The organism is Haloterrigena sp. KLK7, assembly GCF_037914945.1.
Lineage (GTDB): Archaea > Halobacteriota > Halobacteria > Halobacteriales > Natrialbaceae > Haloterrigena > Haloterrigena salinisoli.
This window is the reverse complement of record NZ_CP149787.1, coordinates 3,313,893-3,335,625: the sequence shown is the minus strand read 5'-3', so window position 1 is coordinate 3,335,625 and position 21,733 is coordinate 3,313,893. Positions and strand designations below refer to the sequence as shown.

Below are 21,733 nucleotides of genomic sequence, written 5' to 3'. Positions count from 1 at the left end.
TCTCCCGTTTAATGCTATCGAAGGTGTCACTGGGTCCCGAGGGGGAGACAATAGATGATCGACCACATGTTCGACGCGCTCGCGGCCGAGTACCGCCGGGAATTACTCGTTGACCTGCTCGACCGCACGCCACAGCACGTCTCGCGACCCGACGGCGTCTCGTCGGACGTCGCCGGGTCGAACGACGAACTGCTTCGCAGACACCTCTCGAGCGGTCGGGGGATACCCGATGCGGACGAAGACATCCTTCGCGCACACCACGTCCACCTTCCGAAGCTGGCCGACTACGGCTACATCGAGTGGGATCGGAACGCTCACCGCGTGACGCGAGGCCCCCGATTCGACGAGATCAGGACCGTCGTCGAGCTCCTGGACGGCCGCCGGGACGAACTCCCCGCGGAGTGTCTGTTGGATCCCGAGACGGCGCCTCGAGTCGTCAGTCGGTCGTCGAAGTGACCGGCGGATCGCGCCCGCCGATCCCGGTCGGCACCTACCGAACCGCCCGCGTCGCGTCGTCGATGATCTCGAGGGCTTCCTTCAGCTCCTCGGTGCCCGTCGCGTACGAGAGCCGGGCGTAGCCCGCGCCGTTCTCCCCGAAGGCGTCGCCCGGGACCACGACCACGCCGCGGTCCAGCACCTCGTCGCACCAGCCCTCGGGAACCTTCGGCATCGCGTAGAAGGCGCCCGCCGGCGTGGGGACTTCGAGACCGGCGTCCTCGAGGCCGTCGACGACGAGGTCGCGTCGCCGTTCGAACGTCTCGACCATCTCCTCGACCGGCTCCTGCGGGCCCGTAAGAGCCGCCTCGGCGGCGTACTGGGCGGGCGCGGAGGCACAGGCCTGCCCGTACTGGTGGACGCGCAGCATCCGCTCGATGCGGCGATTGGAGGCGGCGACCCAGCCCAGTCGCCAGCCGGTCATCGAGTACGTTTTGGAGCAGGCGCTGACGACGACCACGTTGTCCGTCTCGGCGAACTCCATCGGCGAGCGGTGCTCGCCCTCGAAGACGATGTGCTCGTAGACCTCGTCGGAGAGACAGAGCACGTCGTGCTCGTCGGCGATACGGGCGAACTCGCGCATGTCCTCTTCACTCTGGACGGCACCGGTCGGGTTCGCGGGGCTGTTGACGACGAAGACGGCGGTGTCGTCGGTGATCGCCTCCTCGACCGTCGCGGGATCGAGCGTGAGGTCCTCGCGCAGCCCCACGGGTTTGGGCGTCCCGTCGGCGATGTGAGTCAGGGCGTCGTAGGAGACGAACCCGGGATCCGGGAAGATGACCTCCTCGCCCGGGTCGACGTGGGCCTGCAGGACGAGGTGTAGGGCCTCGCTGCCGCCCGAGGTGGCGATGAGGTCTTCGGGGTCGATCTCGAGGCCGTAGTCTCGGTCGTACTTCGCCGAGATCGCTTCGCGGAGGCTGCGGGTCCCCTTGTTCGACGTGTAGGCGTCCGTGTGGCCCGACTCGATCGCCTCGATCGCCCCGCGGCGGGCGTGGGCGGGCGTCGGAAAGTCCGGCTGTCCCAGTCCGAGGTTGATCGCGTCCTCGCTCGCGGCTTCGAACACTTCGCGAATCCCGCTGATCGACACTTGCTCGACCCGGTTGGCGAACTCGGTCATGCCTAAACGGGTGGGGTCGACCCCGATAACGCTTGCTGTGTTCGCCGTCGCCACCGAGCAACGGGACACGGCGATTCGCCTCATTTCGCCGCGCTGACAGCCGAAGCCGGCCTGCCACAAGGAATATACGGATGCTGGCGAAGGTCAGGATAATGAGTACGTCTCGACGAACGCTTCTCGCGGCCGGAGTGACCGGCTCGCTCGCGCTCGCTGCCGGCTGTCTCGATTTCGCACTCGGAAACGCCCCGCTCGAGGTCGCGGCCGAACGCGCGGCACCGACCGACAGCGCGCTCGAAACGGCCGGCTACGAGGAACGCGCGATCGAGCAGCGATCGATCGAGGAGCGCGTCGACGTCGGCGTCGAGCGCGACGTCGAAGCGACCGTCTGGACCTCGACGTACACGAAGGAGATCGAATTCCGCGGCACCGCGAGCGAGGGCTGTGCCTTCGCCGCGATCTCGGTTCCGGACGTCTCGGTCGCGGGCCGGTCGTTCAATCCGATCGGCGAACTGAGCAACGAGGACCTGCTCTCGGAGTACGGTGGCGAACTCGAGCACAGCGGCGTCTCGATCGAGAACCTCACGCATCGGGAGTCGTTCGGCCTCGATATCCTCGGCGACGGACGGTCGGTCGACGTCTTCGAGGGGACGACGACGTTCGAGGGCGAACGGATCGACGTCGACCTCGCGGTGACGTCGTTCGCTCACGAGGGCGATCGGCTGGTGCTGGTCGGCAGTCATCCCGCCGCGCTCGCCGCCGAGTCGGCGACCGTCGAGGAACTGATGGAGTCCGTCGAACACCCCGTCTGATCGGGCTGCGTCTCGGTGTTCGGACTCGAGTCCGAGCGATTCCGCTCGACGACCGATCCCCAATCGTTTCCGCTCCCGCTCTCGCCAGAGCAGTAGATAGTAGCACGGTTTCTTTATTCAGAGGTGGTCGTGAAAGTCGCGTTAAGTACAGGTGAAAGCGTTACCGGAGTAGCCATCCACCTGTTCGATAGTTGTTAAAATTGGATAATAACGGATTATTAGTGGCTGGAAATAGGTTCTCAATCAAGATATTGATTGATGAGTTGCTCCGTTCCTTGCCGAAGATATTATGAGATTGACTATTTACTCATATTCAGCTCATTGGCCAGTTCGGCTCTGGTGAATCCCATGACGGCATAGACTTCAACCGTAGAGCTTGTGAGTCTTAACTAAAGGGGAATGACTTAAGATATTGATTGATGAGTTGTTCTGTCCCCCGACGAAGATGTTCTGAGAGAGACTCTTCACTCATGTCTAATTCATTAGCTAGTTCTTGGATTGTGACTTCCTGCGAGGGGCTGTAATAGCCGTTTTCATATGCAGCCACAGTCGCTTTGAGTGCCGCTAACCGTGTCCGTGCCTCACTCGCGGTCAGTGAGCCAGTATAGATCGGCGAACCCGGTTGTATGTGACGGCCTCCCTCAGTAAGTAGACCTGTATCCACAGGAGTGAATCCAATATCTTCGATAAGACTCGAAACTACACTTTTCGCCTCATCATCATCCCCAGCGATAAATATCGCAAAACGATCATCCGGATCGGCCTCAAGCCGTTGTCCGTCTCGGAGGTTTTCCCAATAAATAGAATTGAATGCCTTGATGACTCTTGAGTCTTCGAGATGATCCGCAATGAGGTCCGTATGTGTCTTCCCTACGTCGGTTAGTCCATCACGCCCCGGATAATAATTTGAGGCACTGATAACGATCTTATCACTGAGAATGTCCGCAGGGAGGGATTTGTATGCATTGAACGGAATCGCCTCCATGACGACTTCGCCGAAATCGGCTGCCTCAGAGACGGTCCCCGCATGAGCGTTGCTTCCCAGATCGTCAACGAGATCGGTGAGTGTTTCTGGTCCCCGAGAATTGCTAATCATAACCTCGTGGCCTGCTTCAACGAAGTTCTGAGCGGCTGTACTCCCGACATTCCCTGCGCCAATCATTCCGATTTTCATCAATAGTCTCCCGTTCTAGCCCATGAGTGGGGACGTGAAAAGCTACCAAGTTAGGAGTCTGGTTGCTACTACCGAGAGTGGAAGTGAGGGGATCAACGTATCAATCCATACCCGTCTCAATTGAAACCTGAAGTACGTGGCTTGCTCCTCTTGTAGTATCCCAACTGAGGATACTCCTCTTCGGAACATCTATTACTACGAATTTCGTAGTGGTGCTATGAGCGAGGGCAAAGGAAGTCAAGGATCAAAACGGGGTGAAGGGGTTGATGAGAGTACGCTCTTCTCACTTCTTGGGAAGGCACATACCTTAGCAATCCTCAATGAAATTGTCACTACAGACAAGCAGTCGATCCGTTTCGGCGAACTCCAAGATTCGCTCGAACTTTCGCCGAATACACTCTCTCGACGACTCGATGAACTTGTCGAAGTTGGGTTTCTTGAACGTACACAGTACGACGAAATTCCTCCACGAGTAGAATACGAAGAAACAGAAATGGTAAACGATCTCACGCCAGTTTTTCGAGGACTAGAGATATGGATGGAACGGCACGGATCAGATCAACTTGAGTGTTCCTGAGAATCAATAGTTCATAAAGCCGTTAGCTAAATCCTGTTCGGAACTCAATGTAATAGAGTGAGACGTGTATATGGCCTTTCTTCCAGCCGTCGCTAGATTGTCTTGCCCAATGCATAACCTACACTTAGTACGGTCCGGTAGACACTATCGAAAACCGGTAGGAACCTCGGCAGTCAATACGCACACGTACTTACCGAATCCGGCATATCAGTTTCGCACCTAATTCTGAATAAAGAAACCGTATTACCAACTACTGATAGTGCCGTTGCTGTTCCGGTAGCGCGCGAAAAAACGCGTCGGTCCGTCGGCCGTCAGTAGAACTCGCGGACGAGGTCCATCGCGTCCTCGGGCGCGCCCTCGGGAATCTCGGACATGTCCTCAGTGACGCCGTGTTTCTCGTGGTACGGGACGGAGTTCTCGTCCTGGTACATGACGCCCTGGTACTCCTTGTCGCTGTCGAGGATGACTTCCTTGGCGGCCTCGTAGTCGTTCGGATCGTGGCCCTCGTCCTGGAGGTCGACGAGGTTGTCGCGGAAGTAGTCGTAGGTGTCGACGTCGTTGAACGTGACACAGGGGCTGAAGACGTTGACGAAGCCGAAGCCGTCGTGCTCGATCGCTTCCTGGATGATCTCCTGGTGGCGCAGCGCGTCGGAGGCAAAGGACTGGGCGATGAAGGAGGCACCCGAGGCCAGCGCGAGGGCCAGCGGATTGACCGGCGGCTGCTTGGGCCCTTCAGGGGTCGTCGAGGTCTCGAAGTCCGACCGCGAGGTCGGCGAGGCCTGGCCCTTCGTCAGCCCGTAGATGCGGTTGTCCATGACGACGTAGGACATGTCGACGTTTCGGCGGACGGCGTGGACGAAGTGACCGGCACCGATCGAGTAGCCGTCACCGTCCCCGCCGGCGGCCATCACTTCGATGTCCGGACGGGCCATCTTGACCCCGGTGGCGACCGGGAGCGCACGGCCGTGGACCCCGTGAAGGGCGTAGCTGTGCATGTAAGTCCCGATCTTGCCGGAACAGCCGATCCCGGCGACCACGAAGGTGTTGTCGGGGTCGTTGCCGGTTTCGGCGAGGGCTTTCATCATGCCGTTCATCGTCCCGAAGTCGCCGCATCCGGGACACCAGGTCGGCTGCTTGTCGGATTTGAAGTCGGTGAATCGTACGTCTGAGCTCATTGTGCAGGCACCTCCGCGGAGAGTTGTTCGGTGATCTGTTCGGCGAGTTCGTCCGCCTTGAAGCGGACGCCAGTATACTTGTTAATGCGCTTGACGCGGGTAAGTGCGTCGTGTTCGATCAGGTCGGCGAACTGGCCGGTCGCGTTACACTCGACGACGATCACGTCGTCGGCGGCCTCGATCTCGTCGGACAGGTCGGGCCGCGGGAAGATGTAGGGCACCGAGATCACGCGGACGTCGATGCCGTCCTCCTCGAGGTAGTCGAGCGCCTCGACGAGCGCGCCCTCGTTCGATCCCCACGAGAGGATGAGGTTGTCGGCGTCTTCGTCGCCGAACTCGCGATAGTCCCAGTCCTCTTCCTCCTGGGCGGTCTCGACCTTCCGGTAGCGCTTGTCGACCTGCTGGACGCGTTCGTCCTGGTCCTCGGTCCGGCGACCGAGCTCGTCGTGCTCGAGGCCGGTGGACATGTGCGCACCGTCGATCGTGCCGGGGATGGCACGCGGGCTGACGCCGTCGTCGGTGACGGCGTGGGCGCGGAAGTGGCCCTGTTCGTCGAGCCACTCGTCGACCTCGTCCTCGTCGACGAGCTTGCCGCGGTCGATCTCGACCTCGCTCATGTCGAAGGCCTCCGGCGGGAACGTCTGCTCGGTGACGGACATCGCCAGGTCCGAGACCAGGAAGACCGGCGTCTGGTACTTCTCGGCGAGGTTGAACGCCTCGACGGTCTTCCAGAAACACTCGGTGATCGACGTCGGCGTGATGACGAACCGCGGCACCTCGCCGTGGCCGCCGTACAGCGCCATGTTGAGGTCGCCCTGCTCCTGCTTCGTCGGCATCCCCGTCGAGGGGCCCGAACGCTGGACGTCGGCGATGACCAGCGGCGTCTCGCTGGTCGCGACCAGCCCGAACGTCTCGGTCATCAGGTCGATCCCGGCGCCGGACGTCGCGGTCATGGCTCGAGCGCCGGACCGCGCGGCGCCCAGGGCCATGTTGATCGCCGACAGCTCGTCTTCGGCCTGGACGACGTGACCGCCGTAGTCCTCGATCCGGCCCGTCAGGTACTCCATGATCGACGTCGCGGGCGTGATCGGGTAGCCGGAGTAGAACCGGCAGCCGGCCGCGATCGCGCCCATGCCGACGGCCTCGTTGCCGTTGAGCAGGACGTAGTCGTTGTCCGTCGTCTCGACGTTGTAGCCGAGGTGATCGAGGTCGTAGTTCTCCTCGACGTACTCCTGGCCGAGGCGAGCGGCCTCCTTGTTGTTCTCGACGATCTGCGAGCCCTTGCCGCCGAAGCGCTTCTCGAGGGCCTCGTCCAGGTACTCGACGTCGAAGCCGGTGATCTTACACGCGGCGCCGAGCGCGACGATGTTGCGCATGATCGCGCCGCCGGCGTCCTCGGCCAGCGACTTCAGCGGAACGTCGACCGCCGTCATCTCGTCGGGAATCTCGGCCTCCCAGGAGCGCTCACCGTCGTAAATAATGGCGCTCCCCTCGTGGAGTTCGTCGAGGTTCTCGTCGATGGTTCGCTGCGTGAGCGCGACCAGAATGTCCAGGCGATCGACGACGCTCTGGACCTCCTCGACGGAGGTCCGAATCTTGTAGGCCGTGTAGCCGCCGCGGATACGCGACGCGAAGTCTTTCGACGTGAATACGTGCCGTCCGGCTCGAGCGAGTGCCTGAGCGAAGATCTTACCCGTGGAGTCGATACCGTCCCCGGCCTCGCCTCCAACCGCCCAGTTGAGGTCCTCAGCCATGTTATGCTGAGCCTTGCCCCCAGTAAATGAAAAGGCTTCTGAAAGCACAGCCGGACCGCCGCAACAGTCGCTGATATGTTCGGGCCGGAAGGACAGTTTTCCTTACTCAGTACCGAATTAATCGCAGAAACGCAACACGGACTCGAGCGACAGAAGACGCGGTAGAGCGGTCCTGCAGCCGGATTCGTGTTATCGCTCCGGGCGCGATCCGCGGTCGATCGAATCGCTCGGTCTCGGCGGTCGCGAACGGCGACTCGTCGGGGAACGGAACGCCTTTTCGACCGGCCGTTAAACGTGGTCGACATGCCAATCGAGGGGACGCCAGTCACCGTCGAATCGATCCGCGAAGTAGGTCCCGACACCGTCGCGCTCGAGCTCGAGACGCCCGACGGGTTCGATGCCCGTCCCGGGCAGTTCGTCCTGCTCCGAGCCGTGCCTCGAGACGTCGACGACGAGGAGGAGATCGACGAGGACGAGGTCGTCATGCGCCACTACACGCTCTCGTCGCCGTCTGTCGACGAGACCTTCGAGATCACGGTCGGGATCGACCCCGACGGCGATCTCTCGCCGTGGCTGGCCGACCTCGAGGGCGGCGAGACCGTCCACGTCGAGGGGCCGTTCGGGACGATCACCTACGAGGGCGACGAGGACGTCGTCGCCGTCGCGGGCGGCCCGGGCGTCGGCCCCGCGGTCGCCATCGCCGAAGCGGCCCACGAGTCGGGCCACGACGCGGTCGTCGTCTATCGGGCCGACGCGCCGGCCCACACCGACCGCCTCGAGGCCCTCGAGGACGCGGGTGCGGACGTCGTCGTCCTCGACGCCGCCGACGACGCGGGACTCGAGGACGCGCTCGAGAACTACTTTGAGGACGGTCGGATCTACGCGTTCGGCTTCGAGGAGTTCGTGACGCTCGTCGCGGACGCGATCGAGGACGCCGGCGGGGATCCCGACGACGCGCTGATCGAGAACTTCGGATAGCACCCCCGGGCGATCGGGACCGGGCCCGAACGCGAGACCGGTCGCTCGCAAGCAGTGATTCTACGCGCGCTCACGTGCTAGTACTCGTATGGTAGACGAGGACCTCGAACTCGAGCGCGACATCGGCGAGGCGACGATCGTATACGACGAACCGGACGAGACCGTCGAGACGTCGGTGCCCAACGAGCACATCGCCTACTTCCAGGACCACTGGATCATCAAGACCGGCGAGGACGACGAGGGACGGGACATCGTGCGACGGATTCCGGCCCAGCGCGTCCACTACGTCGAGCGCACCGTCGACGAGTTCGCGGAGGAGGTCGAGACGCTGGTCGATCAGGTCCAGTCGTTCGCCAGCGAACTCCGGACGAAGATTCCGGTCGGCGGGAGCGGCGGCAGCGAGAGCGAGCGACCGGAACCCCACCGCATCGACGTCGACCGCGGTGAACCGGGCGAGAGCGAGAATCGACTCGAGTAAGCCGTCTCGAAGCGCCGATCCGTCCGACCGCGTTTTCGCTCCCGAATCAGTGCTCGACGAGTTCGATCAGAATCCCGCCGGTGTCCTTTGGGTGGAGGAAGGCCACCGAGTGGCCCCACGCGCCGGGCCGCGGTTCGTCGTCGATCAACGCGACGTCGTGTTCGCGCGCCGTCTCGAGTCCGGCCTCGATATCGTCGGTCGCGAGCGCGAGGTGGTGGATTCCGGCGCCGTTGTCCTCGAGATAGCTCGCGATGGTGCCCTCCTCGAGCGGCTCGAGCAGTTCGACGTAGCCCTCGCCGCAGTCGAGGAAGACGACGCGCATCCCGTCGAACTCCTCCTCGTGGGCGACCTCGAGGCCGAAGAGGTCGCCGTACAGCGCCGCGAGCTCCCGTGCGTCCTCGGTCGCGATCCCTGCGTGATCGAAGTGCATCGGTGGCTCTTTTCCAGGGATCGACAAATATCGTCGGGATTTCCGTGGGGTGAACGGCAGGTTCTCTCGGCTTTCGATCCCCCGATCGAGTCCGTTCGTGGCGTCTGCGTACTGGCCGAGCCGACTGTCGGCCTTCTGCGGCCCAGAGCTGAACGGGGATGCGGTATCACTCCGACGGGTCTTCGATCAATCGCGCTATCGTCACGAACGTATCGAACTTTTCGGGCGATCCTTGAATTTGGACGGTTCCCCGTTCCGGTTCGTACTGAATGAACTCGACCTCGGCGGACTTGGGGAGCTGGTGGTGCTTCAGATCGAGCGCTATCTCGTCGAACGTATCCAGCGTACTCTCCTGTGGAGGTGACCCGTCTTCCCATCTGTCGATCGTTTCGACCAAGTCGCTGATAGTCACCGGACCGTCCTGTTCGTAGAGGTAATAGAGCGCGTACCGTCTACGTTCGTTCGTTAGTAATTCGAATACTGTGCCCAGTGTTACCATGCGATATGGTGGCCGAGCACGGGCTTAGTAGTTGTGACTGTTGTTCTCCTAATCGGTCTCCTCACTGTATAGAAAGGCATTTTCCGCCGCGGAAGCAGCGATTACTACACCCCCCGCTATCGAGGACGGGAGCTCAACGCAATCCGAGCGTGACGGCCAGCTGATCCCAGAGTCCGTCGCCGACGTCGGCGACCGCCGCCAGCTCGTCGTCCGAGAGTTCGAAGTCGAAGATGTCGGCGTTGGCCGCGATGTGCTCGCGGCTCGAGGCCTTCGGGATCACCGCCACGTTCGGTTGCTGGACGAGCCAGCGCAGCGCGACCTGCGACGCCGACTTGTCGTAGGGCTCGCCGATCTCGGCGAGTCGGTCGTCGCCCGGCACGGTCCCCTCCGCGAGCGGGCTGTACGCCGTCAGGCAGACGTCGCGCTCGACGCAGTACTCGAGCAGGTCGTCTCGGTGATGATAGGGGTGGTACTTCACCTGGTTCGCGACGATCGGCGTCTCGGACAGCTCGCGGGCGGACTCGAGTTCGTCGACCGAGAAGTTGCTGACGCCGACGTGATCGACGGCGCCCTCGTCCTGCAGGTCGTTCATCGCGGCCAGCGTCTCCGCGAGCGGCGCGCGGTCGCTCGGCGCGTGAAGCAGGAGGCAATCGACCGTCGAGAGTCCGAGTCGCTCGAGGCTCGCGCGGGTCGACGCGAGAACGTCCTCGCGCGCGGCGTTATCGGGGTGGACCTTGGTGACGACGAAGACGTCCTCGCGGCTCACGTGTCGCGTTGCTCCCGCTCGCTTCTCCGAGGACTCACTGCGTTCGTCCTCGCGAGCGACGTCGCTGGCGGCGAGGGCCTCGCCGACGGCGCGCTCGTTGTCGTACATCTGGGCGGTGTCGACGTGCCGGTAGCCGACCTCGAGGGCGGTCTCGACGGCTCGTCGGCACTCGTCGCCGGTCATTCTGGCGGTGCCGAATCCGAGCGCCGGAATCTCGGCGTCCCCTGCGGTAACGGTCGCCGTGGAGGCGTTCTCGCGCATGGCGTCGTCTTTCACGTCGATAGCCATCAAATCCGGGCCGGCGAAGGGAGCCCACAGTTGCCCACGGCTCGAGGACCGGCCTTGCCCGGTGGCTCGAGCCGACTCGAGCGGGACCGGACCGTCGACCGGGACGACGCGGCGACGGCGACCTCAGGAGCCGTTAGCGGTCTCGTTCTCGGTGACCGTCACGTTCGCGCTCGGCGTCTCGTTGTCGGTCGCGTTCTCCCCGGACGTGACGTTCCCGTCCGCGACGCTCTCGTTGTCCGTGGCGTTCCCGTCCTCGGCGATCGGCTCGTCCTGCGTGTCCTCGGTCGCGTTCTCGTCGGCCTCCTGCTCCTCGGGTGCGACCGCTTCGCCCTCTTCGGGCGCTTCCAGCGATTCGCCCTCTCCCGGTGGGACGATCTCGAAGACCGTGCCCGTGTCGCCTTCCGGGACGCCCACCTGATTGGCGAGCACGTAGACGTTGCCCTCGAGGTCCTGCCCGAACTGGCGGACGAAGTACGGGAACGTTCCGTCTTCGGAGCCAGCGAGCTGGAGTTCCTCCATGTCCCAGAGTTCGTCTCGCGGGACGACCTGCTCTTGGCCGCCACCGCCGACGTCTGCGCCGGCGTCGGCCGTCTCGTTGGTCGCGTTCGTCTCGTTCTCGAAGCCTCCCTCTTCGATACCGCCCTCACCGGACGTCACGTTCTCTTGAACCGCCTGGTCGTCGGGACTCATCCCTTCGGTCTGGTTGCCGCCGCCGTTGCCGGTCATCCCTCCGTCCCCGTCACTCGGCTCCGAAGCGGCGAGTATTCGCCCTTGCGGGGACTGTCGCGCCGGGTCGGCCGTCCAGTCGCCGAAGACGTACTTCCCGTCGAGGTCGGCGACGTCGCCGGCCTCGTAGACGTGGCCGCCGATGATCGTGATGCCGACCACTTGCTCCTGATAGACGTGGGGATATTCGACGATCGGGTCCTGCAGTTCCTGTCCGTTGTACGGCGGTTCGTCGGGCGCCGAGTCGGGACAATCCTCCGGGGGCTGGCTGGGACTCTCCGTGCTGAAGCAGTGGGTCCCCTCCTTGACGTTCCAGCCGTAGTTGCCGCCGGCCTCGACGAGGTTCGCCTCCTCGAAGAGGTCCTGGCCGGCGTCGGAGACGAACAGCCGTCCGTCGCTGTCGAAGGAGATCCCGAACGGGTTCCGGAAGCCCCACGCGTAGTGTTCGTCGAGTCCCTCTTCCGAATCGACGAGCGGGTTGTCCTCCGGGATGGCGTACGGTCGGTCCTCGCCCTCTTGATCGACGTCGACGCGGAGAACGCTGCCGAGGAGGTTCTCGCTGACGTCCTGCCCGTTCCCGCCCTCGTTCCCGTCGTACCAGTCCTCGACGTGGCCCTCCATGTCGTCGTTGGCCCCGCCGCCGTCGCCCATCGGGACGTAGAGGTAGCCGTCGGGACCGAACGCCATCGGTCCGGCGTCGTGGTTGTACTGGGGCTTCTGGAACTCCATCAGGACCCGTTCCGAGTCGGGGTCGCCCGCGCTCAGGTCATCGGTGGCCTGAAACTCGGAGACGACCTCGACGTGGCTCCAGCCATCCGGCGTCTCGTCGTTCGGCGGCGCGCTGTAGTGGACGAAGAAGCGCCCGTTCTCCGCGAACTCGGGATGGAACTCGATCCCGAGGAGGCCCCGTTCGTCGTAGTCCTGCTCCGGATCGGCGTAGTCGCCCTCGAACGTACCGAGTTCGACCAGCCGATCGCTGACGTCGAGGAACGGCTCGTCCTGCAGGCCGTCGTCCGTGACGACCCAGAGCTCGCCCGTCTGGTCGGCGACGAAGTATCGCTCCTGCTCCTCGTCGGCGACCGCCATGTCCGTCGGCGCCGTCATGCCCGATGCGAGCGTTTGCACGCCGATCTCCGCGCCCGGTTCGAAGAAGGCTTCGGGCTCTCCGTCGGCCGCCTCGTCTTGTTCCGCCCCGCCTCCACCGCCGCCGACCGAGATATCCCCGCGCATCGTCGCCGAATGGGGTTCGCAGTAGTACTCCGCCATCTCGCTCGTCGCCTCGAACTCGAGGGTCTGCGTCTCGCCCTGCTGCATCATGAGCTCCGTCCGCTCGAGTTCCTCGCCCTCGCCGCTCTCGATGACGAAGTTGTGTGGCTGTCCGTCGAGGTTCTCCCACGTGACCTCGTAGGTCGTGCCGGCCTCGAGTTCCAGCGTCGGGTTCGTCTCGCCTTCGATGTCGTCGGGCGCGACGCCCTGCCAGCCGCTGGTCTCGCCGCCCAGTTCGATCGTCTCCGCCTCTTGGGCGCCCGCGATATCGCCCAGCGCGACGACGCCGCCGGCGGCCGCCGCGGCCTGCAACAGGCGCCGACGGGACGTCGCGGTATAGTCGGTCGCTGATTCGGGTACCGGATTCGGCCGCTCGTCGGATCGCTCGCTCATGAGTGACTCACGGCAACGCCGTCGGTCGATATTCGGATAAACAGAGCGGACCGTTCCCCCGAGTTCCCCGCTCAACGGAGTGTTGCCTCCGAATCGCCCGACGGCAGCGTCTGTAAACGAGTGTTACTCGAGACACATCGGTAGCGTTACTCGAATCAACTCGTGAGTTCAGTTCGTCAAACCGCGCCGCCGGGCTGGTACTCGCCGAACTCGTCGCGCATGACGTTACAGATCTCGCCGACCGTCGCGTAGACCTTCACCGCCTCGATGATGCGGGGCATCAGGTTCTCTTCTCCCTGCGCGGCCTCGCGCAGCGCCTCGAGTTTCGCGTCGACGGCCTCGTCGTCGCGCTCGGCGCGGACCGTCTCGAGGCTGTCGATCTGGCGCTGCTGGTCTTCCTGGGTGACTTCCTCGACGTCCATCTGGGGGTCCTCGTCGACTTCGAACTCGTTGACGCCGACGATGATCCGCTCTTTCTCCTCGATCTCCTTCTGACGGTCGAACGCGGTGTCCTGAATCTGGCGCTGAACCCACTGCTGCTCGACGGCCTCGAGCATCCCGCCGCGTTCCTCGACCTCCTCGAGAATCTCGTAGGCCTCTTCTTCGACCTCGTCGGTCAGCGATTCGACGTAGTAGCTGCCCGCCAGCGGGTCGATGGTGTCCGCGGCGCCGGATTCGTGGGCGAGGATCTGCTGGGTGCGCAGGGCGGTCCGAACCGATTCCTCGGTGGGCAGCGCGAGCGCCTCGTCCTTGCCGTTGGTGTGGAGACTCTGCGTGCCGCCGAGCACCGCGGCCAGTGCCTGGTAGGCGACGCGGACGACGTTGTTCTCGATCTGCTGGGCGGTCAGCATCGAGCCCGCGGTCTGGGTGTGGAACTTCAGCTGCTTGGACTTGGGGTCGTCCGGGTCGAACCGCTCCTCGATGATGTCGTGCCACATCCGCCGCGCGGCGCGGAACTTGGCGACCTCCTCGAAAATGTTGTTGTGGCCGTTGAAGAAGAACGAGAGCTGGGGCGCGAACTCGTCGACGTCGAGTCCGGCGTCGATGGCCGTCTCGACGTACTCGATGCCGTCGCCCAGCGTGAAGGCCAACTCCTGAGCGGCCGTCGAACCCGCCTCGCGGATGTGATAGCCCGAGATCGAGATCGTGTTGAACTTCGGCGTCTCGTCGGCACAGAACTCGAAGATGTCCGTGATGATCCGCATCGACGGCTCGGGCGGGTAGATGTAGGTGTTGCGCGCGATGTACTCCTTCAGGAGGTCGTTCTGGATCGTCCCCCGCAGTTCCGAGCGGTCGACGCCCTGCTGATCGCCGACCGCGATGTACATCGCCAGCAGCACCGACGCGGGCGCGTTGATCGTCATCGACGTCGAGACCTCGTCGAGCGGGATACCGTCGAAGACGGTCTCCATGTCGGACAGCGAGTCGATGGCGACGCCGGCCTTGCCGACCTCGCCGGCGGCCATCGAGTCGTCGGAGTCGTAGCCCATCTGGGTCGGCAGGTCGAAGGCCATCGAGAGCCCCGTCTGGCCCTCGTCGAGCAGGTAGTGGTAGCGCTCGTTGGTGTCCTCCGGCGTCGAGAAGCCGGCGTACTGGCGCATCGTCCACAGCCGACCGCGGTAGCCCGTGGAGTAGACCCCGCGCGTGTACGGCGGCTCGCCCGGGTTCCCCAGGTCCTCCTGATAGTCGAGGTCCGCGACGTCGTCCGGCGTGTAGAGCCGATCGACCTCCTGCCCTCCCGTATCGGTGGTGAACGTCTCCTTGCGCTCGCCGAAGCGCTCGAGGACGGGCGCGACCTCCTCCTCGTGCCACTCCTCCTTGCTGGCACGGATTTCCTCGAGATCGTCTTGATCGAACATTATCGTTACCGATTGACGGGCTGGGGCTTGAAGGTTGATGAAGGTGGCCAGTATCGTCCCGAATCGTGATATCTCCACCGCGGGATTCTCGTGACCGGCGACGGTAGCGACTCACACGCACACGATTCCGTGACCGTCGCCCGTCCCGGCACGACCGTTTTTCAGCGATGCCGTGGTAGGGCCGGTATGGAACCGCCGGTACCGACCGACGACGACCGAGACCGCCGTCGGGCGGCGCTGTACGTCGCCCCGTTTCTGGCGATCGGACTGGCGAACCTCGTCCTGTTGCTCGGGTGGGGGCTGGATCCGCTGTGGGGGTTCGCGATCCTGCCGCCGATCCTCGCCGTCTCCGCGATCGCGTGGGTCGCGTTCTCTCACGGCTTCGACAGGCAGCCACAGCGGTTAGGGGATCGGCGTAACTGAGCCGTTCCCCGATCGCCACCGGCGTTACCGGCGGACTCGAGGTCACAACACCTCTCGCGGCGAGCTACCGGCCCGTATCGTACTTGTACGTCGCCGACTCGGAGTCGATCCCGAAGTCCTCGGCCGACTCGTCGTTCGACACGTCGTCCCGGCCCTCGGGGGCCCGCTTGAACGCCTCGCGGAGGCGGTCGGGCATCCGGAACCGGTCGACGTCGATCGCCAGCGGCACGGCGTCCGGATCGACCCCCTCGCGCTTGTCCTCGAGTCGGTCCCGCAGGACCGCCGGCAGTTCCGACTCCTCGACGCGCTCGAAGCCGAACTGGGCGAGGTAGCTCCCCTCGCTCGTCAGCGTGTAGACGGTGTCGAACCCCTGATCCCCGGCGTACTCGACGAGCCGCTCGACGACGTGTGCGCCGACGCCCTGTTCGCGCCAGCCCTCGAGGACGCCGATACTGGTCAGCTCGCAGACGTCGTTCGCGCGCCCGCCGGCGCGATCGGAATCGGCGTCAGCCGGCGCAGTGTCGTCGGTTTTGTGGATCCTGATCCGGCCGAACCCGGCCTTCTCGCCGGACGCCTCGTCCACCGCGACGACGTAGTCGCGCGAGCGGAACGCCGTCTCGTCGAGCCCCATCGCCTCGATGTGATCGAGCAACCAGACCTCTTCCCTGTTTTTCGCGTCCCGCACGTACATGATTCGAGGTACGACCCGTGCAGCCAAAAGTATTTGCGGGTTCGTGGACCCCTGAGTCTGTCCGTCGCGCCACGAACGCTCGAGCGCTGTCGGTCACGGTCGACTCCCTCGCCGCGTTCCACGCCGAATGCCCAACCGATATGGGAATGTATTCGACGACCTCGTCTATAATTCGGAATACGGGTGACGAACTAGCGTAGATCATCGCTATATCACAACATGTGGGAAACACTTATTGTGTGGTGTGGTGGTTGTTAGCACACAATGGTCGAATGCGAACGCTGCGGTGACGAGGTAGCCCGCTGCTTCGAGCATCGAACCCGAACGGAGACCATGACCCATCGGCGGACCGAACGCGTCTGTGCGACCTGTCATCCGTCGCTGCCGGCCGACCTCGAGCGCGAGCGGACTCGAGAGCGCGTGGCCACCGACGGCGGCACGCGCGTGAGCGCCTGTCCGACCTGTTCGGGAACGACGATCGCCGACGGCGGCGTCCGCAGGTGCGTCGACTGCGGGTGGACCGGTGCGTGACCGATCCGCCGCGTTCGCTATCGGCGCGTCTCTTCCTCGAGTCACCGTCCCCGGCCATCTCGTTCGCCGATAGCCGTTCGGAGTCCGAAACGCTCTCCGACCGACTCGAGGCGGTCACTGGACCCGCTGCGGTCGACCGTTCGACGGAGCGGTCCGCGTCCGTTCGATCAGCCGTTCGATCCGCTCGCTCGTGTCGGGATGGGTCGAGAACAGCTGCGTCCAGTCGTCTTCATCAGTGTGAACGTACAGCGGCGAGAGCAGTCCGCGGCGCGGATCGGCCACGCGCTGGATCTTCCGGAGCGCGCGGGCGAGCGCGATCGGGTTCCCGGTGACCGCGGCCGCGCGGTCGTCGGCGGCGTACTCCCGTCGGCGCGAGTGGGCCCGGACGGCGAGCGTCACCAGCAGGAACGCCAGCTGGACGCCGCGCTCGAGTCGACCCAGGAGGCGGCCGAACGTCGTGTGGGTCCACGCGCCGGGTCGGCCGCGCATCCACGCGACGGCTCTGGCGGTGCCGACGATCGCCACCAGGAGCGGCGCGCACAGCAGGAAGAGGAGCCCGGTGACCGTTCGGAACACGCTGAACGCGAGCGTCTGGACGAACGCGTCGTACCCCTCGAGGTGGGCGAGCTCGTGGGCGAGCAGTCCCTCGAGTTCGTCGACGGTCAGCAACCGCAGTAGCGACCGATCGAGGACGATCGCGCCGCGGCGCGCCGTCCCGATGGCGAACGCGTTCGGCGCCGGTAGCCGGGCGACGTAGAGCGTCGGCGCGTCGACGCCCATCCGCTCCTCGAGGCGGTCGAGACGGCGATAGAGGGCCGGCGCCCGCGACCGCGGGAGTTCGACGGCCTCGAGCCGCGAGAGGACCGCCGCCGTCCCGAACCGGTAGCTCAGATAGCCGACGAGCAGTCCGGCGCCGACGACGACGAGCACGGTCGTCGCGGGGTCCGGGGCCGACCGCCAGAGGGCGGCGAGCGCCAGATAGCCGAGTCCGGCCAGCCCGAGCGACGTCAGGAGGAGCAGGCAGCCGACGGCGACCATCAGGAATCGGGTGCCCGTCGAGCGGGAACGCATGGCTGTCCGTCGGTAGGTGCGGCTGCCGGAAACGGGTATCGGATTCCACGACGGTGGCCGTCGAACGACCGGCGTCGCCACCGGGCGATCGCTCGCCGGCGCGTCGGATTGTCTCGGGTCAGGCTCCGACGACTAGCCGGCCGTCAGCGCCTCCTCGAGGCGGTCCTCGAGCGCCTCGAGGTCGTCGGTGAGCGCCTCGCCCTCGGCGTCGGCGAGCTCGTCGATGCGGTCGGCCAGCCCCTGCAGCCGCGAGTACTTCTCGTCCTCGTCGACGCCGATCTTCTGGACGTAGACGTCCTCGTCGGTGTCGAACACCGCGTCCTCCTCGAGGTCTGTCACCGACAGGACGACGTCGAGTTTGTCCGGATCGACGCCGAGGACCCACTCGCGGGGGATCCCGCGCTCGTCGAGGGCGGCGAGGACGGTCTCGTCGTCCTTCGGACGGCGGCGCGTGCGGGTCGTCCGCCGGACCGTCCCGAAGCGGCCGTGGAGCTCCTGATCGGGGCCGAGCCGCTCGAGCAGTTCGTCGCGGGCCGTCGCGCGGACTCCGTCGGCGCCGCGCTGGACGTCCGAGGCGAGGACGTAGTAGTCGGTCAGGGCGTCGGTATCGAGCGACTCGAGGGCGTCGTGGTCGTCGACGTTGAGGTACTCGACGAGGTGAGCCAGCAGCAGGGCGTCGTCGTGGAGTCGCTCCGGCGGCGTCCGCGCGTCGGCCGCCGAGACGAGAAACGGGCTCTCGCCGCCGGTCGCGTCGTCGTCCCTGACGATCGCGTCGTCCGCGACGGCGTACGAGTCGGAGAGCGTGAGGACCGTCGCGTAGGGCTCGACGCCCGGCTGCAGGTCGTCGACGGCCATCCCCTGGTCCTCGAGTCGCTCGTCGAAGACGCCGAACTGTTCGCGCCAGAGCGGGCGTTCCTCGGTGCTGTCCGCGAAGCGGACGACGATCCGGTCCTCGGCGGTCGTCTGGACGCGAAACGGCCGCTCGGACAGCGGCGTCAGGAGCTGCGCGCCGGACTCGAGGGCCGCACACTGCGATCGGAGCTCGTCCCAGTCCGCGTCGTTCATACCGGGGACTCCCACCCTCGAGCGCAAAAAGCGATGGCCGGAATCTGCGGCGAAGCCGGGCCGTCGACTCGCGGTCTCCTCGGTAGCGCGTCCGTCCCTGACAGTTCGTGGGAAACCGTTACACACCCTCTCGGAGCAGGGTCGTCCATGACGTCCGCGGACTGTCTCTTCTGTAACGCGGCGGTACCGTTCACTCAGCACGAGATGGCCTATCACATCTTCGAACTCGCCGATATCGACAACCGGTGGCGGCTCTGTCGCGACTGCGCCGAGTTCCGGACGGCGGGCGACGCGTACACGGGCGCCGGCCACCGGAGCACCGGCACGCAGCACGGGCCCGGGACCTGCGTCGACTGCGACGAGGACGCGGCGTACGGCGTTACGCTGTTCAAGGAGACGCCGGCGGGCGACGTCGTCCCCGACGACACCGTCTATCACGTGCTCTGTACGGAGCACTTCGACGAACGGCGGGCCTGACTGCGGCGCCGACGGTCGCGACCGAGATCGAAATTGCGGTAGTAGCCGGACGGTCGACGGACAACGCAGCCTCGAGAACCTCGCGACGGGTGTCCCTGGATTCGTCTCCGCGGGACGGTCTCGAGGAACGGAGGTCGGCAGGAACGTCTCGGTGACCACGGACGTCGGCGGGACGGCCGGCTGGAGTCGAACGCCGGTCTAGAGGACCATCGGCAACTGGGTGAGCGAGGCCAGCCGATAGGTGGGAGACGCGTCGGGCGACTCCGCCGTCTCCGTTTCCATCTCGTCGCCCGCGCGCGTGACCAGCGCCGAGTCGATGCCCGCGTTGCGGGCCGCCCGCACGTCGACCGGTCGATCGCCGACGTACAGCGCCGACTCGGCCTCGAGGGAGCCCATCGCGCGTTCGATGTTGGTCGGGTCGGGCTTGCGACGGTCGAGACCGTCGGGGGTGAGCGGGCAGCCGTAGACGGCCTCGAACAGCGACCGGAGGCCGAAGCGATCGAGCAGTCGCGAGACCACGGTCGGGTGGTTGTCGCTGACGACCCCCAGCGGTAACTCGAGCGAGCGAACCGCGGTGACGTCGTCGTACATCGAACGCAGGCCGCGTTCGACGTCCGCGAGCTGGGTCCGGATCATCTCGCGGGCCGCCTGCGAACAGAAGGTGTCCGTGTCGACCTCGAGCCGGCGACAGCGGTCGGCGATCGACTCGAAGTCGCCGCTCAGTACCTCCTGAACCGTCTCGGCCGCCGGATCGGAGCAGCCGAGTTTCTCGTAGGTACGCGTGAGCGCGTCGTACATGCGTCGCGGCGAGGGGTTCTCGACCACGACGCCATCGAAGTCGAACAGAACGGCGTCGTACTGCATTCTTGCACGCAATTACCCGTTCGAGACCAAAAAGATCACTGTGTGATATATACCCACGCCGGATCGGCGCGCCGTTCGAGCCGAGCGGCTCCCGAACGGGCGACGAGTCGATCGCGGAACGCGGCTAATCCGAGAGCGGGGACGTTCCGACGCGAGCCTCGAGCCGACCCCGCTCCCGGTGGACTGACCGGTGAAAAGGTCGCTTCGATCGGTTTCGTCTCGACGGTCGCGGAACGGGCCGCGCGGATAACGGGTCCGGAGCGACGGTGGACGCCCGTTGCAATACGCCACGAAGGTGCGCGGCCCGCCGTCGAGCGCGATGCGTCCGTCGGCCGTCGGACTTGCTATCGCCCGACTGTACACCGTACTGGGACGGCCACGAGTATAAAGTATGTGGGTGACATACTCATGCATGGTCTCGGGTCGGGATCGATAGCGCCCAGTCCCGACGGGCTTTACCGGCGTTCCGGAGCGGATCGAAGAAAACGGACTCGAATCGCGTCCCGCGGCGTCCGATGCGGGCGTCTCGGGAGCGACGTTACGAGGGCGTCAGTCGGTCCCACAGCGACTTCATGTCGGAGGCCGTCTGCATCGCCGACAGTTCGCGGTAGGTCGACTCCTCCTCGTCGTGATTGGACTCGAGCGGCTCGCGGATCTCCTCGTCGTAGCCGATCTGTTTCGCCATCGTCGACAGCCCCTCGTAGGCCGTCATCTCGATGCGCTCGGTCATCATCGCGGCGTTCAGATAGGCCATGTTGAGCATGTCGTCCTCGATGGCGTCCTCGAGGGTCTGCCGCTCCTGCTCGAGCGCGTCGAGGACCGGATCCTCCCGCCGCTCCGCCGGCCGGTCGAGGGCCGCGAAGACCTCCTCGAGACGCTGGACGTGGGTCCGGGTCTCGTCGCGGTGGTCCGCGAACCCCTCGCTCATCTTGTCGTTGGTCGCGTTGATCGCCATCTCGTCTAACGTCTCGACGAGTTCCTGCTCGGTGTAGTACATCTGGGCGAGCTTGTGGTGGAACAGCTCCTCGAAGTCGTCGATGCGGTCGGCGCTAGTGGTGTCCATACGTGAAATCGCGACGAGAATTCGCTTAGTCGTGGGCCCCGAACACGCAGGCCGCGCGGCGGCGAGTCGCGGGCCGAATCACGGCACGTCGTCCGGGACGTCGAAGTCGTGGAAGTGCTCGCCCTTCTCCTTGCTTAAGATGTCGAGCGCCGCCGAAGCGCCGTCGCCGGCGGCGATGACGGCCTGCCACTCCTCGTCGCGGACCATCGCGCCCGTCGCGTAGAGGTCGTCGACGCTCGTCTCGGTGTCCAGGTCCACGTCGACGGTCCCGTCCTCGTCGAACTCGACCTCGAGGTCCTCGGCCATCGAGCGGTCCGCGCCCGTCGCGAGGACGACGTAGTCGGCGTCGTACTCGCCGTCCTCAGTCTCGACGGTGAAGTCGTCGTCGCCCGGTTCGACGTCGGATACTTCCTCGCCCACGCGGACGTCGGCACCGCGGTCCCTCACCTGTCCGCGAGTCAGTTCCATGAACTCGCTGCCGCTGATGCTCCGGATTCCGGGGTAGTTGAACAGATGGGCCTTGTGCATCCACGTCTCGTCGGTGTCGAAGACGACGGTCTCGAGGTCGTTCTTCGCGGTGAAGAGTGCTGCGCTCAGGCCGGCGGGGCCGCCGCCGACGATTGCGACGTCTGGCATGGCCGGCGGTACCACGAACGGCCGGATAAAGGATTTTTCAGGGGTCGGTGACCGTCTCAAATGCGAGAACGCCGGCCGATTCGGCGTTCGACTCGCGTTCGGGGCCGAACGATAGCTCGTCGACGGGA

At 64.9% G+C, this 21,733-nt stretch carries 23 protein-coding genes; 8 read left to right on the top strand and 15 right to left on the bottom strand.

What is annotated here, in order from left to right; genetic code table 11:
* Positions 1-54 precede the first annotated feature (54 nt).
* Positions 55-456 (top strand): hypothetical protein, encoded by a 402-nt coding sequence (locus WD430_RS16525; RefSeq protein WP_339103520.1) that lies wholly within the window; start codon positions 55-57, stop codon positions 454-456.
* A 34-nt stretch (positions 457-490) separates the two neighbouring features.
* Here WD430_RS16525 and WD430_RS16520 read toward each other — a convergent pair whose 3' ends face one another.
* Entirely contained in the window at positions 491-1,612 is a 1,122-nt protein-coding gene (locus WD430_RS16520) for a pyridoxal phosphate-dependent aminotransferase (protein WP_339103519.1), read from the bottom strand.
* Between the two features lie 152 nt (positions 1,613-1,764).
* Here WD430_RS16520 and WD430_RS16515 point away from each other — a divergent pair, with 152 nt between their 5' ends.
* Positions 1,765-2,421, top strand: coding sequence for a DUF6517 family protein (locus tag WD430_RS16515; RefSeq protein ID WP_339103518.1), 657 nt, complete (start codon positions 1,765-1,767; stop codon positions 2,419-2,421).
* 385 nt (positions 2,422-2,806) lie between these two features.
* Here the strand turns inward: WD430_RS16515 and WD430_RS16510 are convergent, their stop codons facing one another.
* Positions 2,807-3,595: an NAD(P)-binding domain-containing protein gene (locus WD430_RS16510; RefSeq protein WP_339103517.1), complete on the bottom strand. Its 789-nt coding sequence runs from the start codon at positions 3,593-3,595 to the stop codon at positions 2,807-2,809.
* Positions 3,596-3,812: 217 nt separating this feature from the next.
* On the opposite strand from WD430_RS16510, the gene WD430_RS16505 reads away from it, so the two are divergent.
* Entirely contained in the window at positions 3,813-4,172 is a 360-nt protein-coding gene (locus tag WD430_RS16505; protein WP_084569086.1) for a helix-turn-helix domain-containing protein, read from the top strand.
* Between the two features lie 311 nt (positions 4,173-4,483).
* Here WD430_RS16505 and WD430_RS16500 read toward each other — a convergent pair whose 3' ends face one another.
* Together WD430_RS16500 and WD430_RS16495 are read right to left on the bottom strand one after the other, a co-directional pair.
* A complete protein-coding gene (locus tag WD430_RS16500) occupies positions 4,484-5,347 on the bottom strand; it encodes a 2-oxoacid:ferredoxin oxidoreductase subunit beta (RefSeq protein ID WP_339103516.1) in 864 nt (287 codons plus the stop codon).
* Positions 5,344-7,101, bottom strand: a complete 1,758-nt coding sequence (locus tag WD430_RS16495) for a 2-oxoacid:acceptor oxidoreductase subunit alpha (RefSeq protein WP_339103515.1) — start codon at positions 7,099-7,101, stop codon at positions 5,344-5,346. Before WD430_RS16495 ends, WD430_RS16500 begins: the two co-directional genes overlap by 4 nt.
* 303 nt (positions 7,102-7,404) lie before the next feature.
* Between WD430_RS16495 and WD430_RS16490 the strand changes: the two genes are divergently transcribed.
* On the top strand, positions 7,405-8,079 hold the full coding sequence (locus tag WD430_RS16490; protein WP_339103514.1) for an FAD-dependent oxidoreductase: 675 nt from the start codon (positions 7,405-7,407) through the stop codon (positions 8,077-8,079).
* An 88-nt stretch (positions 8,080-8,167) separates the two neighbouring features.
* Positions 8,168-8,557 (top strand): hypothetical protein, encoded by a 390-nt coding sequence (locus WD430_RS16485; RefSeq protein ID WP_339103513.1) that lies wholly within the window; start codon positions 8,168-8,170, stop codon positions 8,555-8,557.
* A 46-nt stretch (positions 8,558-8,603) separates the two neighbouring features.
* Here WD430_RS16485 and mce read toward each other — a convergent pair whose 3' ends face one another.
* The 5 genes from mce to WD430_RS16460 all read right to left on the bottom strand — a co-directional run bounded on the left by mce (position 8,604) and on the right by WD430_RS16460 (position 14,784).
* Positions 8,604-8,987 (bottom strand): methylmalonyl-CoA epimerase, encoded by a 384-nt coding sequence (gene mce, locus WD430_RS16480; RefSeq protein ID WP_339103512.1) that lies wholly within the window; start codon positions 8,985-8,987, stop codon positions 8,604-8,606.
* 166 nt (positions 8,988-9,153) lie between these two features.
* Positions 9,154-9,486 (bottom strand): hypothetical protein, encoded by a 333-nt coding sequence (locus WD430_RS16475; RefSeq protein WP_339103511.1) that lies wholly within the window; start codon positions 9,484-9,486, stop codon positions 9,154-9,156.
* Between the two features lie 133 nt (positions 9,487-9,619).
* The gene (locus WD430_RS16470; protein WP_407067127.1) at positions 9,620-10,540 is read right to left on the bottom strand and encodes an aldo/keto reductase; all 921 of its coding nucleotides are present in this window, start codon (positions 10,538-10,540) and stop codon (positions 9,620-9,622) included.
* A 123-nt stretch (positions 10,541-10,663) separates the two neighbouring features.
* Entirely contained in the window at positions 10,664-12,925 is a 2,262-nt protein-coding gene (locus WD430_RS16465; RefSeq protein ID WP_339103510.1) for a PQQ-dependent sugar dehydrogenase, read from the bottom strand.
* 176 nt (positions 12,926-13,101) lie between these two features.
* Positions 13,102-14,784: a methylmalonyl-CoA mutase family protein gene (locus WD430_RS16460; RefSeq protein ID WP_339103509.1), complete on the bottom strand. Its 1,683-nt coding sequence runs from the start codon at positions 14,782-14,784 to the stop codon at positions 13,102-13,104.
* A 186-nt stretch (positions 14,785-14,970) separates the two neighbouring features.
* Here WD430_RS16460 and WD430_RS16455 point away from each other — a divergent pair, with 186 nt between their 5' ends.
* Entirely contained in the window at positions 14,971-15,207 is a 237-nt protein-coding gene (locus WD430_RS16455) for a hypothetical protein (RefSeq protein ID WP_339103508.1), read from the top strand.
* A 64-nt stretch (positions 15,208-15,271) separates the two neighbouring features.
* Here WD430_RS16455 and WD430_RS16450 read toward each other — a convergent pair whose 3' ends face one another.
* Positions 15,272-15,898, bottom strand: a complete 627-nt coding sequence (locus WD430_RS16450) for a GNAT family N-acetyltransferase (protein ID WP_339103507.1) — start codon at positions 15,896-15,898, stop codon at positions 15,272-15,274.
* Positions 15,899-16,162: 264 nt separating this feature from the next.
* On the opposite strand from WD430_RS16450, the gene WD430_RS16445 reads away from it, so the two are divergent.
* Positions 16,163-16,429 (top strand): hypothetical protein, encoded by a 267-nt coding sequence (locus WD430_RS16445; RefSeq protein ID WP_339103506.1) that lies wholly within the window; start codon positions 16,163-16,165, stop codon positions 16,427-16,429.
* A gap of 114 nt (positions 16,430-16,543) precedes the next feature.
* Here the strand turns inward: WD430_RS16445 and WD430_RS16440 are convergent, their stop codons facing one another.
* Together WD430_RS16440 and WD430_RS16435 are read right to left on the bottom strand one after the other, a co-directional pair.
* The gene (locus tag WD430_RS16440; protein WP_339103505.1) at positions 16,544-17,500 is read right to left on the bottom strand and encodes a M48 family metalloprotease; all 957 of its coding nucleotides are present in this window, start codon (positions 17,498-17,500) and stop codon (positions 16,544-16,546) included.
* 132 nt (positions 17,501-17,632) lie between these two features.
* Positions 17,633-18,565, bottom strand: coding sequence for a hypothetical protein (locus tag WD430_RS16435; protein WP_339103504.1), 933 nt, complete (start codon positions 18,563-18,565; stop codon positions 17,633-17,635).
* Positions 18,566-18,712: 147 nt separating this feature from the next.
* Here WD430_RS16435 and WD430_RS16430 point away from each other — a divergent pair, with 147 nt between their 5' ends.
* Entirely contained in the window at positions 18,713-19,042 is a 330-nt protein-coding gene (locus WD430_RS16430) for a hypothetical protein (protein WP_339103503.1), read from the top strand.
* Positions 19,043-19,240: 198 nt separating this feature from the next.
* On the opposite strand, the gene WD430_RS16425 is transcribed toward WD430_RS16430, so the two are convergent.
* The 3 genes from WD430_RS16425 to WD430_RS16415 form a co-directional block, all read right to left on the bottom strand.
* A complete protein-coding gene (locus tag WD430_RS16425) occupies positions 19,241-19,906 on the bottom strand; it encodes an HAD family hydrolase (protein WP_339103502.1) in 666 nt (221 codons plus the stop codon).
* Positions 19,907-20,444: 538 nt separating this feature from the next.
* A complete protein-coding gene (locus WD430_RS16420) occupies positions 20,445-20,969 on the bottom strand; it encodes a DUF892 family protein (RefSeq protein WP_339103501.1) in 525 nt (174 codons plus the stop codon).
* Between the two features lie 78 nt (positions 20,970-21,047).
* Positions 21,048-21,605 (bottom strand): FAD-dependent oxidoreductase, encoded by a 558-nt coding sequence (locus tag WD430_RS16415; protein WP_339103500.1) that lies wholly within the window; start codon positions 21,603-21,605, stop codon positions 21,048-21,050.
* Positions 21,606-21,733 lie beyond the last annotated feature (128 nt).